At 39.9% G+C, this 16,484-nt stretch carries 15 protein-coding genes; 7 read left to right on the top strand and 8 right to left on the bottom strand.

Features of this window, described 5'->3' with window-relative positions:
* The first annotated feature begins 470 nt into the window (after nucleotides 1-470).
* The 3 genes from D0907_RS09355 (at nucleotide 471) to D0907_RS09345 (ending at nucleotide 5,130) form a co-directional block, all read left to right on the top strand.
* A complete protein-coding gene (locus tag D0907_RS09355) occupies nucleotides 471-1,031 on the top strand; it encodes an RNA polymerase sigma factor (RefSeq protein ID WP_118844374.1) in 561 nt (186 codons plus the stop codon).
* Entirely contained in the window at nucleotides 1,028-2,098 is a 1,071-nt protein-coding gene (locus D0907_RS09350) for a FecR family protein (protein ID WP_036967913.1), read from the top strand. The genes D0907_RS09355 and D0907_RS09350 overlap by 4 nt, the downstream gene beginning before the upstream one ends.
* A gap of 125 nt (nucleotides 2,099-2,223) precedes the next feature.
* Entirely contained in the window at nucleotides 2,224-5,130 is a 2,907-nt protein-coding gene (locus D0907_RS09345; protein WP_065978534.1) for a TonB-dependent receptor plug domain-containing protein, read from the top strand.
* Between the two features lie 58 nt (nucleotides 5,131-5,188).
* Here D0907_RS09345 and D0907_RS09340 read toward each other — a convergent pair whose 3' ends face one another.
* Nucleotides 5,189-5,587 carry an ExbD/TolR family protein gene (locus D0907_RS09340; protein WP_036969180.1) on the bottom strand — a complete coding sequence of 133 codons (399 nt, stop codon included), beginning with the start codon at nucleotides 5,585-5,587 and terminating at the stop codon, nucleotides 5,189-5,191.
* A gap of 289 nt (nucleotides 5,588-5,876) precedes the next feature.
* Between D0907_RS09340 and D0907_RS09335 the strand changes: the two genes are divergently transcribed.
* Nucleotides 5,877-6,854 (top strand): catalase family peroxidase, encoded by a 978-nt coding sequence (locus tag D0907_RS09335; RefSeq protein ID WP_051501756.1) that lies wholly within the window; start codon nucleotides 5,877-5,879, stop codon nucleotides 6,852-6,854.
* A gap of 57 nt (nucleotides 6,855-6,911) precedes the next feature.
* On the opposite strand, the gene D0907_RS09330 is transcribed toward D0907_RS09335, so the two are convergent.
* The 6 genes from D0907_RS09330 to D0907_RS09305 form a co-directional block, all read right to left on the bottom strand.
* Nucleotides 6,912-7,355 carry a ferritin-like domain-containing protein gene (locus tag D0907_RS09330; protein ID WP_036967916.1) on the bottom strand — a complete coding sequence of 148 codons (444 nt, stop codon included), beginning with the start codon at nucleotides 7,353-7,355 and terminating at the stop codon, nucleotides 6,912-6,914.
* 193 nt (nucleotides 7,356-7,548) lie between these two features.
* The gene (locus D0907_RS09325; protein ID WP_036967919.1) at nucleotides 7,549-8,487 is read right to left on the bottom strand and encodes a LysR family transcriptional regulator; all 939 of its coding nucleotides are present in this window, start codon (nucleotides 8,485-8,487) and stop codon (nucleotides 7,549-7,551) included.
* A 16-nt stretch (nucleotides 8,488-8,503) separates the two neighbouring features.
* Nucleotides 8,504-10,228, bottom strand: a complete 1,725-nt coding sequence (gene aceK / locus D0907_RS09320; RefSeq protein ID WP_036967922.1) for a bifunctional isocitrate dehydrogenase kinase/phosphatase — start codon at nucleotides 10,226-10,228, stop codon at nucleotides 8,504-8,506.
* 100 nt (nucleotides 10,229-10,328) lie between these two features.
* On the bottom strand, nucleotides 10,329-10,802 hold the full coding sequence (locus D0907_RS09315; protein WP_036967925.1) for a DUF4124 domain-containing protein: 474 nt from the start codon (nucleotides 10,800-10,802) through the stop codon (nucleotides 10,329-10,331).
* 75 nt (nucleotides 10,803-10,877) lie between these two features.
* Nucleotides 10,878-12,371: a DUF3413 domain-containing protein gene (locus D0907_RS09310; RefSeq protein WP_065978494.1), complete on the bottom strand. Its 1,494-nt coding sequence runs from the start codon at nucleotides 12,369-12,371 to the stop codon at nucleotides 10,878-10,880.
* Nucleotides 12,372-12,376: 5 nt separating this feature from the next.
* Nucleotides 12,377-12,589, bottom strand: a complete 213-nt coding sequence (locus tag D0907_RS09305; protein ID WP_036967930.1) for a YejL family protein — start codon at nucleotides 12,587-12,589, stop codon at nucleotides 12,377-12,379.
* A 63-nt stretch (nucleotides 12,590-12,652) separates the two neighbouring features.
* Between D0907_RS09305 and yejK the strand changes: the two genes are divergently transcribed.
* Nucleotides 12,653-13,669 carry a nucleoid-associated protein YejK gene (gene yejK, locus D0907_RS09300; protein ID WP_118844373.1) on the top strand — a complete coding sequence of 339 codons (1,017 nt, stop codon included), beginning with the start codon at nucleotides 12,653-12,655 and terminating at the stop codon, nucleotides 13,667-13,669.
* Between the two features lie 383 nt (nucleotides 13,670-14,052).
* Here the strand turns inward: yejK and D0907_RS09295 are convergent, their stop codons facing one another.
* On the bottom strand, nucleotides 14,053-15,066 hold the full coding sequence (locus D0907_RS09295) for an IS110 family RNA-guided transposase (protein WP_065979998.1): 1,014 nt from the start codon (nucleotides 15,064-15,066) through the stop codon (nucleotides 14,053-14,055).
* Between the two features lie 383 nt (nucleotides 15,067-15,449).
* Between D0907_RS09295 and D0907_RS09290 the strand changes: the two genes are divergently transcribed.
* Nucleotides 15,450-15,953, top strand: coding sequence for a DinB family protein (locus tag D0907_RS09290; RefSeq protein ID WP_118844372.1), 504 nt, complete (start codon nucleotides 15,450-15,452; stop codon nucleotides 15,951-15,953).
* 155 nt (nucleotides 15,954-16,108) lie between these two features.
* Nucleotides 16,109-16,474: a cupin domain-containing protein gene (locus D0907_RS09285; protein WP_074989399.1), complete on the top strand. Its 366-nt coding sequence runs from the start codon at nucleotides 16,109-16,111 to the stop codon at nucleotides 16,472-16,474.
* The last annotated feature ends 10 nt before the right edge of the window (nucleotides 16,475-16,484 follow it).

Raw genomic sequence — 16,484 nt, 5'->3', positions numbered from 1 at the left:
TCTAATTGCGGGTTAGTGATTAAATAATTTAGCCAGTTCATCCATACCAATTTGCTTAACGAAGTGAGCTATTTTGAGGCGATAAACGTCGTTGCTAAGGAGGCAAAAGAGTCGTTATTTAGGTGTTCTCGGCAATTGCTCCTGCATTGCTCTACCACCTGCATCCATGCAGGCGTAAATCAGACATGTTTAGCGCAGGTAGCGACAGGTCTCTCCCTCAGAATGATTCAGTATTATGACAGGTTGGTATAATTGTATTGACTTGATAGTTCGGTTTTTTGCCTGTCGGCACAGTGGCTCACAGGAGGCTATATTAAGTTGTTTTGTAGTTTAGCAACTCGTAAAAACAGACTTTGTATGAGTTTATGAAATCTTTGTTTACGTGAGGAACAAAAATTTAACAAATACGCTTGTATTTATAATGAAAACTCGTACCCTAAAGTAATAAAAATAATAAAGGTGAGTTAGGGATGACGAAACACATTGGGGTAACATCAACGTTTGCTGAAATATCTAATAAACTAAGGCGCTTTGTATCTCGCATTGTGAGCCCAGATGATGTCGAAGACATAGTGCAAGAAACCTTTATTAAAAGTTATGAAGCTGATCTTAAGCAAAATATTGAATTTACGCACAGTTATATGCTTAAAACAGCAAAGCACTTAGCACTTAATCATGTAGCTAAGTGGGATAATAAATACAAAGATTCATTGGATGAACAGCAGCAAGTTGAACGTCATATGCGCACAATGGCGTTGGAAGATGAAGTCACCTCTAAAGAGCGATTTTTGTTCTTTTGTCGTGTAACAAATGAATTGAGCCCACAAGTTAAAAAGTGTTTTATCCTTAAAAAAGTATATGGTTTGAGCCAAAAGGAAATTGCCAAAGAAATGAACCTAAGTACGAGCACTGTTGAAAAACATATCGCTAAAGGATTGTTACATGCGCACCGTGCGATGAAAGCCCACGATATTCAACAAAACAATTACCCTGAAACAAACACATTTACAGCCAAAGAGGTGAATAAATGAGTAATGTTCACCCATTTACGTCACACGACATGATTCAAGCGCAGGCAAGCCGTTGGATAAGCGCGATTGATCGTGGCTTATCAGATGAAGAAGTTAAACAATTACAAGTTTGGGCAAGTCAAAGCCGAGCGCATCAGGATGCATTGTTTGAGTTAGCACAATTATGGGATGAAATGAGTGTGCTAAATGAATTAAGCAGTTTGTTTCCACATAAAGCGCCTACAAAACAAAGTACTTCATTTGGGATGGCTACCGCTGCGAGCTTTTTAGTGGTGATGCTACTTGGTTGCATCATGTTAATCTATTCAAGCTATTGGCATTCAGCTGAAAACGATCATGCTAAATTTACAAAAATTTACCGAACAAAAGTTGGCGAACAAGCCACCTTTGTCCTGCCAGACAGTACTATTGTTCAGTTAAATACCAACACAAATCTTGAAGTTGCATACACAGGTAATCGTCGCCAACTCATTTTGAATCGAGGTGAAGGACGATTTAATGTTGCAAAAGATGCGAGTCGTCCATTCACTGTGATAGCGGGTGATAAATCGTTTACGGCATTAGGCACTGTGTTTAACGTGCAGCGGAACACGGCATCAGATCTAGAACTCGTTGTAACAGAAGGCAAAGTGATGATTGCCGACCCCAGTACTCAGGTTGACGCCACTGATTTTAATCGTCTTAAAGATGCAACAGACACCAGCAACGATATTAAAAAACTTAAAGCGAATGTTGTTGTTTCAGGTGAAAAAGCATTGATTAAACACAGTAAAACAGAGCCAATAAAACAATTATCAGCAGATGATGTGCAACGTGATTTAGCGTGGCAACATGGCATGCTTATTTTTAATGGTGAGCCCCTCAGCGACGCATTACAGGAAGTGAGTCGATACACCGCAACACGCTTTGAACTCCTTGACCCTGAACTCTCAACATTGAAAGTGGCGGGAGTATTTAAAGCTGGCGACATTAAAGGCTTACTTGATTCTTTGGCTGCTAACTTAGCTGTTGAACATCAACGATTAGGTGAACATCGTGTTACTTTGACCTTAGCGACTAAAAGTTAATATTGCCTATGAGAGCACACTTATTTCATGCAGTTAATGGTGCAGACGCTGCTTGTCATAAAAAATTAAACACAAAAAAATTAAATTTATGTAGTGGATTTTTCTTTCTCAACTGTTTGGTTAAGTTGCGCAGTAAACATGTGTATTTGTTACCAGCGGCCTGTTTTGTTTATGGACTGAATGTAAGTCAAACAGTCATCGCTGCTGAAAAACAAATGCTGCAATTTGATATTAAAGCGCAACGAGCTGATTTGGCTTTGATTGAATTTGCAAAGCAAACCGACCAAACAGTCATATTTTCGTTCGATTTAGCAAAGCAATATCAAGCGCAATCTGTGTTTGGTTTTTACACCAAATTAGATGCGTTAGATGCCATGCTAAAAGGCACTGAGCTCGATGCGGTTGTTGATCAAAATGGTTTACTGAGTATAAAACTCAAACAAATCAATAGGAAAGATAACAACATGAAAAACCTTTCAGGGATCAGCGCTGCAGTCGTGCCGTTACTGCTTGCTTCGAATACACAGGCGGTAGCTGCTGATCAAGCTGCACAGGAAAATATTGAGAAAATAGCTGTCGTGGGTAGCCGTGTCGCAGGGCGTTCAGTTGAAGATTTACCTGTACCGGTAGATATTTTAAGCGCAGAAGCACTGGAAAATACAGGTCAAACAGAGGTTGGCCGTATGTTGCAAGCCATTGCGCCTTCATTTAACTTTTCCAGCTCGTCTATCAGCGATGGTACAGATGCGTTAAGACCAGCAACATTGCGCGGTTTAGGGCCTGATCAAACGTTAGTTCTGATTAATGGTAAGCGCCGTCATCAGGCAAGTATTATTCATATCAATACCTCTGTTGGTCGTGGTACGGCCGGTACAGACATGAATGCGATTCCCGCTGCATCCATCAAACGTATTGAAGTCTTGCGTGATGGTGCCGCAGCACAATATGGTTCAGATGCGATTGCGGGCGTTATCAACATCGTATTAAAAGACGCAGAAGAAGGCGGTAAAGCGGCGATTAATTATGGTGAGTACTCAGAGGGCGATGGCGAAACAGTTAATATCGATTTTAATAAAGGGTTTGCGTTAGGCGACGAAGGGTATTTAAATACGACGATTAATTATCGAGATCGTGCGCCAACAAACCGTGCAGGCTTACATGGTTCATGTCAATTTTATGGCTGTACTGAGCTTGAAGATGGCACATTACTCGCGGGCGATCCTCGTGAGCTAACAGCCCCGCGCGATACTTTTAGAATTGGTGATGCAGATTCACAGCAATTTGCCCTCACAGTTAATACAGGCTATGAACTTGCTGGTGGTGAGCTTTATGGTTTTATTACTTATTCGAACCGTGAAAATGAATCAGCCGCATTCTTCCGACATAATGCCAATGCAAGTGGTAACCCTGTTTTACAAGATGGCGATGCAACCATTCCTATGGGGTTTCTACCAAAAATTAACACAGTAATCGATGACGTGTCCTACAATGTTGGTTTCAAAAAATCATTTGATAATGACGCGAGTCTTGATTTGTCATACACCTATGGCGAAAACAGCATCGATTACACCACAAGCGATACGATTAATGGCTCGTATGCTAATTACCTTCGTTATGAGCAAGGCTTAACGGCTGACGAAATTCGAACTACGATCCCGCGCTCGGCGTATGCCTATGGTCTTGAGTTATCACTACAAACACTCAATCTTGACTACACCAAAGATTACGAGCACTTTTCGCTGGCGTTGGGTGCTGAGCTTCGTACCGATGAATTTCGCATCCTAGAGGGAAGTGAGTATGCGTATCGTGATTACGATACAGTTGATGGGGTAAGTATTTATGCAGGCCTTAATGACGGCATAGGAAGTGTTGATGCTGCCAGTGGTGCTCAAGGGTTTGGTGGTTCCGATCCGGCCTCGTCAGTGGATGAGTCACGCGATGTAATTTCATTTTATTTAGACGCCGAAACGTATGTAATTGATGATGTGATTATCTCAGGGGCACTTCGTTACGATAACTATAAAGGTTTTGGCGATACCGTTAACTTTAAACTGGCGGGTAACTGGTCAATCACTGAAGATGTTTCGTTACGTGGGGCTGTGAGTACAGGATTCAGAGCGCCTTCAATGCAGCAGTTGTACTTTAATAACGTAAGCACACAGTTTGTTGTTGGACCAAATGGTGACTTAATTGCAGAGCAAGTGGGCACCTTTAGAAACGACAGTACGCTGGCGCAATCTATTGGTATTCCTAAACTTAAAGAAGAGAAATCGCAAAATCGTAGTTTAGGGATTGTTTACAACGTCACAGATAACATCAACCTAACTATTGACTACTATGCGATTGATATCGATGACCGTATTGTGATCAGTAATCGTTTAGGGAAAGGATTATCCGACACATTAGATGCAGCGTTAGAAAGCGCTGGCGCGGGAGCTGGACAGTTCTTCTTAAATGGCGCTGATACAGAAACCGAAGGGGTTGATTTAGTCGCAACGTGGAATACCGAGGGCCTTGGTGGAACACTTGATTTTACTTTTGCTGCTAACTTTACAAAAACGGATGTCGTTGATTTATTCACCCCTGCAGGCAGTGGGCTTGAAACGATTCCGGTTGAAGATGTGTTTTCTGCGCAAGAAACATCGATTATTGAAGAGTGGCAACCCGAAGACCGCATTAACTTAAGTGCACTTTACCGACTAGAAGACTGGACGGTCAATTTATCACTTAATCGTTACGGTGAGTACACGGTAGAAGATGGAGGTCGCCAAACGTATGGTGCTGAAATCTTAACTGACGTAAAAGTTAACTACTTCTTTAACGAAAATCTGTCGTTTAATATTGGTGCAAACAACTTATTTGATGTTTACCCCGATAAGAATACCATTGGTAATTCGCGTTCGGGTACCATTGTTGATGCAAATGGAAATACTATTGTTTCAAGCCCGGGTGTGTTCACTTATTCACGTCGCTCAGCACCCTTTGGCTTTAACGGTGCGTACTACTACGTAGGCGCAGAATATAAGTTCTAAAAATCCTATCGATTCCTTTATTATTTAACCTTCAAAGGGCCGTTAGGCCCTTTTTTAGTTATAGAGACGTGCTTATAGAGATTGGAACATCTTGATATTGTTTTATTTTATCAAGCAAGGTGACTAAGGTTTTGTGGCTGCTTTGCTCACTTGCAGTTACTTGCACCTGTGTCATTTCAAACTGTGCGGCAAATAACGCGAGGTTAGCTATAATTTGCTCTGGTGTTATAAGTCGGTTTGCAAAGTAAATACTGTCGTTTTCAGTAATAGTAAATTGCGCTTGTTTTTTTGGGTTTTCAAGAGTTGGTTTTGCTAAAGGGCGATTAACTTCTATAGCGCGCTCTTTAACAAATGAGGTTGTAACGATAAAAAATATCAGCAATATAAATACAATATCGAGCATCGGGGTCATATCTACATCAGCGTTTGCAGTGGTTTTTTTAGGTTGTTTCACCATAATTAGGTCCTTGTTGTTTTTGACCAAGCCACAAAATTTACGATTAAGTGGACTAGCCATAGTCGTGTTAAGAACACGGATTATTTTTAAAATGCTGGGCGCCACAGCCATTTTTCGGATCCTAAATTTAAAGTTAGCAGCTTTTAAAAATACTGTAGTTAAATAAATATTCTAAGTTTATTAAATGTTTGTAGCGTTTTTGTTGGTAAAAATATTTATTAACTTTGATGAAATCATTTCGAGGTTTGTCAGGTCATTTTTGTTGGAACTAAGTTTAAAGGATGGATAAATGCTAAAAATTAAGTCTTTAGTTTGTGCTATGTGCCTTGTTTTACCGACAGCAAGTTTTGCTGAGCAATCAGTTAACGGGCAAGATTTCATAAATTTATTTGAGAAGCTGTCAGGTAAGCAGCCCGGAATTAGAAAAGGTCACGCCAAAGGTGTATGCGCTGTGGGCACATTTACACCTAATCAAGCAGCAAAACAGTATTCAATCAGTCCTTTATTTAACGCACCGTCAAAAGCAAATATTCGTTTTTCTATGGGTGGGGGTAACCCTAATGCTGATGAAACATCACGTTCTCCGCGAGGAATAGGGGTGCAGTTTGTGCTAGAAAATGGGGATGTGCACAATATTGCAGGGCTAACTACGCCAGTATTTGCAGGTAACAGCCCTGAAGCATTTTTTGGTTTGCTAAGTACCTTAGTACCTGACGAAAAAACAGGTGAAATCGATTTTGCAAAAGTGAAAGCATACAGAGAGCAAAACCCGAGTACGTTAGGACAATTTAATTGGCTACAAAGCCATAACCCGCCAGCATCGTATGTGTCTTCACGTTATTTTGGTGTGCATACCTTTTACATGGTTGATGAAAAGGGCACTAAGCAAGCTTTTAGATGGACCATGGTGCCAGAAGCGCAAGAACAAGTACTAACTGAAGAACAAATGAAAGCATTACCTAAATCATTTCTTGCTAAGCGACTTGAAGAGGATTTAGCGAAAGGGAAAGTTCATTACCGTTTTCAAGCTGAATTAGCCGAGCCGGGTGATGCATTAACGGATCCTTCAGTGCAATGGCCTGCTGATCGCAAAACAGTTAATTTAGGAAAGCTCACGATAGAATCCACGGGTGAATCAGGGTGTGATTTAACTAATTACGACCCAAATCTGCTTTCACAAGGCTTTATGCCAAGTGAAGATGAAGTGTTAAAGCTGCGCTCAACTGCTTATGCTATTTCATTTTCAAAACGTATTACTGGGCAATAACGTTCTTTAAATTTTCAATATGAAGCCCAGTTATGCTGGGCTTCATATGATTAGCAGTTAATGCTTTTTCATTTTACTCATTTCGGCATGACAGCTTTGAATAGTTAGCAGGGTTTTTGATAACGCTGCTTCACAGTCGTGGGGTTGAGGTTTTTTGAGTGCACTTTTTATTTCTGCGAGTGTTTTGTCTTCGACTTCTTCAAGCTCACTGACGTAGGTTGCATCTTTGTCTGCACCGAGTTTAGTGATTAAAGATGTGTAAGCTTTACGAGCTTCTACCGCAAAGTCTGAGCCATTTTCACGGTGACCTGTTTGGTTTATGGCGTATGGCTGTAAACGTTCAATACTTACTTTACGGGCATCGATCATGCGCTGAAATAACGCGACGATACTGGGGTCTGAAACTTTTTCCTGTGCTTTTTCATAAAAATCGATACCACTGTTCATAACTTGAATGATATCTGCAATATGATGAACGTCATGTCCTTGATGTGTTTGCATAATGACCTCTCTAATAATATAGACTGAATTAAAACAATGCTCTCTACATGAAGCAAAGCATGTTCCAATCCCTAACATAAAAGTATTATCATTAATAATCAGAGTGTTACATTTTTATTTTGAGATAAAGCGAGTTTGGTACGCCCATATAAAAAGGCGTACCAGCAATAATTACAGGTTAATAGGTAAAATATTACTTAAGCTCATTGGCCACTTCAGCCACTTTTTGTCTAAGCCAAATATGGCTGGCATCACGGTGTAAAAGAGGGCTCCAAATCATGTCGAGTTCAAAAGGCGGAATAGGGAAAGGTGGCTCAAGAATTTTTAATCCCGGATCATCTAAATAAATATTCGCCGCTTTTGATGGCAGTGTGGCCACTAAATTCTGCTCTTTAGCCAGGTGAATGGCGACATGATAGTTTCGAGTAAAGGTTGCAATATTCCGGTGCTTACCAAAATGAGCAAGCGCTTCGTCTACCCAACCTAACTTTTGGACATCTTTTGGATCCATCCCTACGCCAACACCAAAACCTGTTTTACTTACCCAAATATGGCGCGCTTTTAAGTAACTATCGAGACTAAAGTCTTTAATGATAGGGTTGTCGGCTTTTACTAAGCAGCAAAAACTGTCTTTCCAAATTTGTTTGTAGTGAAACGATTGGGGTAAGTTTTCAAAGCGGTTAATTGCCATGTCGACCTTGCCGTTTTCAACGTCATGAAACGTAACGTCACTGGGGGTCAGGATATCAAGCGTGGTGTCAGGCGCTTCTTCGTGTAACTTACTAAGTAGTTTGGGCGCAAGGGTACTGGCCGCATAGTCACTGGCCATAATACGAAATACACGTTTACTTTGAGATGCTTCAAATTCACGGTTAGGAGCGAGTGTTTCTTCTAACGTCATTAAAATACCGCGTATGACAGGTTGTAGCTCTTTAGCACGCTCTGTCGGCACCATCCCTTCACTGGTGCGTACCAAAATCGGATCATTAAATAAATTTCTCAAGCGCTTTAAACCGTTACTCATTGCGGGTTGTGTAATGCTTAACTGATTAGCCGCTTTGGTTACATTGCACTCTCTGAGTAATGTATCTAGGTAAACAAGTAAGTTTAAATCTATTTTACTTATATTCATTCTGTGTCCTTGGTGTTTACCAATAATGGATAAATCGTTGTGCAGCAGGGTAAGGGTAAATGTGGCTTACCACGCCTTGCTTAATATTATATTGAGCTTGTCGCCAATAAGCGGGGTCTTCAAGCTCTGGGTGTGTACTTAATAAATAGTGTTTGTACACAGGGTTAGCCGTAACAAAGGTGCACAATTGCTCAGGAAATACGTCTTGCGGTGCCACTGAATAACTTTGCTCATTCGTTAAGTAGTCATCGTATGACTTGGCTTTTGGTAAGGCACGAAAGTTCATATCAGTTAAATATTGCACTTCATCGTAGTCATAAAAAATAACGCGGTTATGCTTACTTACCCCAAAGTTTTTCAATAGCATGTCGCCTGGAAATATATTCACGGCTATCATTTCTTTTAATGCTTGACCATATTCTTCAATGGCTTCAAATGCTTGTTGTTCACTGGCATTTTCAAGGTAGATATTTAATGGTGTCATGCGCCGCTCAATATATAAGTGTTTTATGATCAGCCAGTCACCTTCAATAATCATTGAAGAGGCGATTGTTTTATGCAGCTCTGCTAACAATTTACTATCAAAACGACTCAGAGGAAATACGACGTTAGAATACTCTATAGTATCGGCCATGCGTCCGACACGATCATGACTTTTAACTAATTGATAGCGTTTAAGCACGGTATCGCGCCCAAACGGTTTGCTTTCGCCAAAGGTGTCTTTAATCACTTTAAACACATAGCCAAAGGATGGCAGAGTAAATACCATCATCACCATACCCGGTGTGCCAGGGGCAATAACTAATTGATCGTTTGAGTTATTTAAATGCTGTAAGAACTCACGATAAAACTCGGTTTTACCTTGCTTATGAAAGCCAATTGCATTGTAAAGCTCTGCCAATGTTTTGTTGGGCATTAATTGATTTAAAAAACGAACTAATGCAGAAGGAGCATGCGTTTCAACCATAAAATAGGCGCGGGCAAAACCAAAGATAACCCGCATTTGCGATGATTTCGTCAGCAACGCATCAAGGTATAAGCCTTTATCCTCATGGTGTAAAACAGCAATGATAAAAGGTTGTACGCCACTTTCAGACACCACTCGGCCAACAATGTAAGCGGCTTTATTTCGGTAAAAGGGGGCTTGCAGAATATCAAAGCGCATGTGCCACGCTTGGTGGTGTGTATCGGGAGCTTGCTTATAAAACGCCTTAACCAACAATCGAATATCACGCTCAAGGTCCACAAAAGGGGCTTTAAAGTCAAATTGATTAATAATTTTACGTATTGTGGGTCTTAGCCCATCTACGACAGGAAAATAACTGCGATATTCAGCTTCCATTGGGAGGGCGGGAGCATCTGCGAGAGTGGCTTTTACAAATATAAAGTCGTTATTAAAATAGCGGCGGTGAAATAAGCGACAAAAAACGGAGTTATAGAAAGTTTCAGCCAGCTCGGCTTGTGGGTGAAAGCTTAAAAATTGTTGGTATATTTGTTTGGTTTCGAGCCAGCAAGTCTGATTGAGCTCAATAATTTGTTGTTCATTCAGCGATTTTAGCTTGGTAATGGTTTCGTTAACCCGATCATCATAATGGCTAATTCTGAGCTTACTAATTTCATTAATTTTTTGCCAATCTCGGTTGGCAAATGCGATAGGGGCTTTGGCTGTTATTGCTTGGAAGAGTTTATAGTGATTACGAAAGCCAGATAAAATTAACTCCGCAATATGTTGTGGCTGCATACAAACTCCTTCGAAACGGCTGAAATGTCGTGTTTAGAGCATTAACTCTATCCGTGTTAAGAATATGTTATTTATTAGTGAAACCCAATAGTAAAGTTAATTAATTATAGCGTGCTAATTTTTTTTCTAAGTCAGCCAGCTTTTTATTAGCCTTTTTTACGTCTCGTTGGTATTGCTTATTGATACTGTTTAGCTGCTTTTGTATGTCTTTGCTGATTTGCTTGCTTTGTGAATCAGACAAAATGCGGTTAAGCCGTTGCTCTTGTTGGTACTGCGCTCTGTCACGCTCGCGACTTAAAATGTCTAAGCGATGTTTTTGACTACGAATTTCGGCTTCTAATCGCTTTATTATTTGTTCTCTTTCCAGTTCATTAAGTTGTTTAACATAATTATCAGGTGCTTGTATATCAGGATCAGTTACTGTAATGCGGTGTTTAGTTGCGCGATTACCACAAGGAAATTGGCTAAATACGGTGCCTTTGTCAGTTACGCATTTATAGTATTCCGCCGCTGTAAGTGCGGGAGAAAAGGTAATGAAAAGAGAGGAAAATAACGCGGTGATTGTGGCTTTCATGACATCCGTGTCCTTACTTTAATACGTGTTATTAAATATAATAAAGCCAGCTCGTATAGCAAATAATCAAAAGGGCTAAGGTGTATAGCGTTTTAGTTTTTTAATGCTTTGCACTAAAAAGGGTACATCAAGTCGCTGCTCTATTGCAAAGCCCTGAGCTGCAGAGATGTTTTTAAAATTACCATCCGAGTCAATTAAAGTAATTCTATCTTTCTTAAATGCAATAAACACATTTTGAGAGTAGTTTACGCCGGTATCATCATGGCGTTTATATAAATTACTGCCTAGCATGCTTTGTTTCGCGAGCGTTTGGCAATTTAAATAATGCCCAACACTGGTGGCTATTATGTCACTTGGTTGAATAAGCCCGTCTGTTTGCACAACTTTTTTATCTGAGCTGTACAGGCGAGACGTAGTCACAATGCCGTTGCTATGCTGAGCAAGGCTAAATGCGAAAACAGCGTGTGCATTATTACGCACTGTGGTTGTTTCATCTGCGCTGACAAGTCTTATTGATGAGTCTTCATTGGTTGAATTGATAAATTCAAATTGTTCGAAGCCCTCTACCTGTAGTGAGCGGGATTCGCTTAACCAAACAGGCGACTGCTGTTTTTCAAATATAGGTGATTTGTAAAAAGCCGGTAAGCCATAAACAAGGCTAAATAACGTATCTTCAACTTCAATAGGTTGTAAGAATAAATCAGTTTTACGTAAATTTGGTTGAGTATTTACAAAGCTTTCAAGGGCGTCGTTGTTTGAAAATACTAAAATATCGATTTTTGCTGTAGTTTCATCAACACATTGTGCTGGAGGCGTCGGTGCTAAATAATCAATATTGTGCGGATCTAGCCTAACATCATGAGCTTCTTTATAGCTGTCAAGGTCAAGTAAATCGTTTTTAGCCAGCAGGCTTTTTGCAGTTGTTGGGTACGATAATGGCAGTACGTTATCTTGCTTAGTAATATCAAATTTTAAATTAGCATCGGCCCAAATATGAATACTGTGACTAAGAGCAAAACACACTAAGATTGTGCTCGTAGCATAACGTGCGAATTTATACTGTTTTAAGCGTGCCAGATGATGCCAAGTGTAATTACTGACTAATAACTGGAAAGCTAAAATGAGTAATACGATACCGCCCGCAAAAATAGTCGTGAGTGCAGGGGAGTCAGTAAGACGGTGCCATAATAACGACACAATCTCAGGTAAAGCTGATGAATTCAAATGATAGCCTAGGTTGAAATAAACGTAGGCATCAAGTGTCAGCAGTGATGCACCAAAGGTCGCAATTACAGCGGCCATCCCCCGAATATGTCGAGGGTAAGGAAACACCAAACTCAGCGGAAATATCGTCAGAACAAAGGCAATAAACGTAATAAAGCTTGTGTGGCTTAACCAAGTTACAAACATGTACAGGTAACCCACAAAAGTAGTGGGGGCACTGTCGGCAAATAAATAACTCAAGCTGATAAACAGCAGTAAACCTATATTTGCGAAGGTGAACCAATGGCCCCAACTAAGAAGCTGACTTACTTTTGATGAAAATTGACTTTGTTGCGATAAATTCATAAATCTTATTTAACCGACTGCGCTAATGCTTTGGCAAAGTTGTCGGCAACCGCTTGTCTTTTCTCTGAAGGTACATGCTCTTTTAAAATATGCGTGATAGAATTTCCTAAACACATAAGGCTTAAATCTACAGGCGCTTTATGCTCTGTAAGTACATCAATCAGCTGATCAACGATTTGTTCTACTTGCTCATTAGAATATTTTGATATGATAGGCATCAGTTGGTTCGATAAAAAGAGTTATATTCCCGTATTTTAACACCAGAGGCGTGAAAAACAAAGATGACAATAGATGTTAAAAAATTAGTCGTTCATTATGTAGACAAAAAAGACGACGATACTGAAATTCATTTACGCAATGATGAAATGGTTGTTAACGACAAAGTCGCTGTATTCATAGAGCAGCTTCACCATGCTTACAATGGTAAACCGGGTAAAGGGTATTGTGCATTCAGTGGCGAGAAAAACAGTGTTGTAGCATCTGCAATGCAGAGCTATCGAAACAATGAGCTGGGCTTTTGGCACATGACTGAGCAGGCCACAAATGTATTAAAAGAAGAGCTAAATAAGTATGCGTTTAACGAAACTGGTTATTTAGTTTTTTGCCATTATCAATATGTTGCAAGTGATTATGTGTTAATTGCGCTGATCAATATTAAAGAACATTATTCAATTACTTCGGAACTTGATTTAGCGTCATCGCGTCACTTAGATATCTCACGCATGCAATTAGCTGCGCGTGTCGATTTGACAGCCTGGGACACGCAAGCGGAAGATAATCGCTATATTTCTTTTATTAAAGGGCGTGCGGGTCGTAAGGTTGCGGATTTCTTTTTAGACTTTTTAGGTTGTGAAGAGGGCATTGACCCTAAACAACAAAGCCAAGTAATGCTTAACGCCGTTGAAGACTACTTATCAGAGCAACAGTTTGATAAATTGGAAAAAGATGAGCTTCGTAAACAAGTTTTTGATTACTGTAATGACTGTGTGACCACAGGTGAAGATGCCAACGTTAAAGAATTATCGGCGACATTATCTAAAAGTGATGACAGCCCATTTGACAGCTTTTGCCAAGAACAAAACTATGATTTGGAAGACTCGTTCCCTGTTGATAAAAAGACGGTAACGAGCATGGTTAAGTTCTCTGGTATGGGTGGTGGCGTAAGTGTGAGCTTTGAGCGCAAACACCTAGGCGAGCGCGTTACATATAATGAAGCAACAGACACACTTGTGATTAAAGGTATTCCACCTAACCTAAAAGACCAACTGCAACGCTTTATGGAGCAAGAAGAAGATTAAATAAAGTCATGCGTTAAGGCATTAGACAGTTGGGTAAACCTCGACAAAATTGACAGACTTTTGGCCCAGTTACTGCTGGGCTTTTTATTGTTTAATAATTAAGGCTTGCAGTAATACCATATATGGACTCTCTCCGATTGCAAGACAGTAATTGATAGAATTTCAAAGTTCATTGCTGCCATATATTCGGCTTTTTTATGAGCAGATTTATCCGCTCTAGCCCTGATGGATATCCGCCCCTATCACCTTATCAATCTCGACGGCTTCTAACAGCCTTTGGTATTATCAGGTTTAAATAGGACGGCTATGAACCGTTTTCCGTCAATCTCAATCTTTGCAATTTTTGCTATTGAACTTTTGTCTTTTAATTGCGGTTAATGTTTTTATACAAATTTGTACCTCTCTTGTTTTACGGTCATCGCCCATGCCATTCGCGCCATTTTATTCGCTAATGCAACCACTGCTTTATTAAATGGCAGCCGCTCCCGCAGGTTATTTGCCCATAAGCTTACCTTGTCAGCTTTACTCCCCGATTTGACTAACGCAGCTCTGGCACCATTAATCAGCTGAGTTCGCAAATAAGTATTTCCTCGTTTACTTATTCCCTTTAACTTGGGGTTATCGCCAGTCGTATGCTGTTTGGCAACTAGTCCCAGCCAAGCTGCCATATGACGCCCACTTTTAAAGGTTTTACCATCACCTATTGCACTATACAAAGCTGTTGCGATGATGGGACCTATTCCTGTCATTGTTTCTAATTTCTGGCACTGCTCTATCTGATGGCTTAAAGCTTTTATCTCGCTATCCAAATCCGTGATTAACTTATCTACCTCAATTAATTCATCATACAAACTGGCTATGTATCGACGAGACAATGGCGTTAACATGTTACTCGCATCTTCTAAAATATCGGGGATAGACTTTCTCACTTGATTAACGCCTTGCGAGAGGCTAATACCATATTCGGCTAAGAGGCCTCTGGTTTGATTCACTAAGGCCGTTCTACATTTTATTCGCCGCTCTCTTATACGGTGCAACAGTTGAATGTCTTGTTGCTCTACACTTTTTATTGGCACAAATCGCATATTCACTCGTTGTGAAGCTTCAGCTATCGCTTCTGCATCATTGAAATCATTTTTATTTCCTTTTCGGTAAGGGACTACATATTGTGGAGCGATAACTTTCACTTCATGACCATAGTTTTGAATACTTTGTGCCCAGTAGTTTGATGAGCCACACGCTTCCATGACGACAATTGCGGGCTCTAAATTACAAAAATACTCTTTCATGTTAGTGCGTTTGAGCTTTTTCTTTTTGAGCACTTTTCCCGAGTTTGATAACCAAACTAAATGAAAAATGTTCTTGGCGATATCTAATCCAATTGTTATTTTATTCATGTGACTCTCTCTACTTTGTTTACGCTAAAACTTACCCTAAACTACTATGGCGCATTATGACGCCGTTGGGGAGTGGAGAGAGTCCATTCCATTAATCCGCAAAAATACTTAATCATTTTGAGTGATTAAACCAGTCGCTACCTGCGTTAAAAATGTCTGATTTACGACTGCATGGATGCAGGAGGTAGAGCAATGCAGGAGCAATTGCCGAGAACAACTAAATAACTAAATAACTAAATTTTTGCCTTGTTATCAACGCGGTTTTATTGCCTCAAAATAGACTACTTAATTAAGCGTAATGGTATAAGACAGTTTATTATTGTGTATTAATCGTTTAGGGTATTATCGGTCATTATTGGTAAAAATCTGGCGTATACGTAAGGATGAATAGGGACTTTTCTAAGGCGTTTCACTACAAAAAGTGGGCAAATACTCAATTGCTTGATTTAGGAGAACAGCATTTTTCAAGACTTCCAGAAAGTGATGCTACCTTTTTCGTCAGAATCTTAAATCACACAACTGTCGTCGATAGCCTGTTTATTAGCCGAATTTTGAGAGAACCTGAAAAATACAGTGATGATAATACCGTTGAAACACCAACATTTTTAGAGTTGCGCGAGAGAGTAAATGAAAATGACTCATGGTTAGTTCAGTATTCTAAAACAGTACAGCAAGAAGTACTAGAGCGGGTTGTTTCATTTAAATTTGTTGATGGTGATACAGGGCAGATGTCAGTGACAGAGATTCTAATCCATTTGTTAACTCATGGCAGTAATCACAGAGGTATGGCATCTAGGGTACTTGCGGCAAATAATTTAGAGAGACCTAAGGACACATTCACTCGCTATCTGCATCAATTAGAGCCATTAAGAAGAGTTATAGTATAGCCTCTTTTTTATGGGGCGTTATATGCAAAACCTCAAGACGACATAAAGCGTATATCCAGAGTTTAATTGTCACTGAAAGTGAAGATAACAGAGATAAATGAGATGAGTCTTTTGATTTATTCGACCCTCAAATTAAATTTATAAATAGGGATTTTATGACTTACAAAGCAATTAATTTTAAAGAGAAGTTTTCTAAATTTACTGAACATTGGTCACCGCGAGTAATTGCAGAAATGAACGACTATCAATTTAAACTCGCTAAAGTTGAAGGTGAATTTGTTTGGCACGATCACCCTGACACTGATGAAGTGTTTATTGTTATTGAAGGCGAGCTAGAAATCGAATTTAGAGATGGCATTGTAAATTTAGAGTCGGGTGAAATGTTTGTAATCCCTAAGGGGGTTGAACATAAACCCCATGCGAAGACTGAATGTAAAATTATGCTTGTTGAGCCGAAAGGCGTGGTAAATACCGGTGAAGCTGGTGGTGAACTGACCGCAGCGAATGATGTTTGGGTGTAACAAACAAGTC

The sequence above is a fragment of the Pseudoalteromonas lipolytica genome (assembly GCF_003515105.1).
Taxonomy (GTDB): domain Bacteria; phylum Pseudomonadota; class Gammaproteobacteria; order Enterobacterales; family Alteromonadaceae; genus Pseudoalteromonas; species Pseudoalteromonas lipolytica.
The sequence above is the reverse complement of the archived record's forward strand: the minus strand, read 5'-3'. Positions and strand labels throughout refer to the sequence as shown.

Bases quoted from the DNA above. Each gene is read 5' to 3' on its own strand.
- D0907_RS09330 (WP_036967916.1), bottom strand. From the start codon at position 7,355: ATGCAAACACATCAAGGACATGACGTTCATCATATTGCAGATATCATT.
- D0907_RS09310 (WP_065978494.1), bottom strand. From the start codon at position 12,371: ATGAATTTATCGCAACAAAGTCAATTTTCATCAAAAGTAAGTCAGCTT.
- D0907_RS09335 (WP_051501756.1), top strand. From the start codon at position 5,877: ATGCTAAAAATTAAGTCTTTAGTTTGTGCTATGTGCCTTGTTTTACCG.
- D0907_RS09290 (WP_118844372.1), top strand. From the start codon at position 15,450: ATGAATAGGGACTTTTCTAAGGCGTTTCACTACAAAAAGTGGGCAAAT.
- D0907_RS09305 (WP_036967930.1), bottom strand. From the start codon at position 12,589: ATGCCTATCATATCAAAATATTCTAATGAGCAAGTAGAACAAATCGTT.
- D0907_RS09350 (WP_036967913.1), top strand. From the start codon at position 1,028: ATGAGTAATGTTCACCCATTTACGTCACACGACATGATTCAAGCGCAG.
- aceK (WP_036967922.1), bottom strand. From the start codon at position 10,228: ATGCAGCCACAACATATTGCGGAGTTAATTTTATCTGGCTTTCGTAAT.
- D0907_RS09285 (WP_074989399.1), top strand. From the start codon at position 16,109: ATGACTTACAAAGCAATTAATTTTAAAGAGAAGTTTTCTAAATTTACT.
- yejK (WP_118844373.1), top strand. From the start codon at position 12,653: ATGACAATAGATGTTAAAAAATTAGTCGTTCATTATGTAGACAAAAAA.
- D0907_RS09340 (WP_036969180.1), bottom strand. From the start codon at position 5,587: ATGGTGAAACAACCTAAAAAAACCACTGCAAACGCTGATGTAGATATG.
- D0907_RS09325 (WP_036967919.1), bottom strand. From the start codon at position 8,487: ATGAATATAAGTAAAATAGATTTAAACTTACTTGTTTACCTAGATACA.
- D0907_RS09355 (WP_118844374.1), top strand. From the start codon at position 471: ATGACGAAACACATTGGGGTAACATCAACGTTTGCTGAAATATCTAAT.
- D0907_RS09295 (WP_065979998.1), bottom strand. From the start codon at position 15,066: ATGAATAAAATAACAATTGGATTAGATATCGCCAAGAACATTTTTCAT.
- D0907_RS09315 (WP_036967925.1), bottom strand. From the start codon at position 10,802: ATGAAAGCCACAATCACCGCGTTATTTTCCTCTCTTTTCATTACCTTT.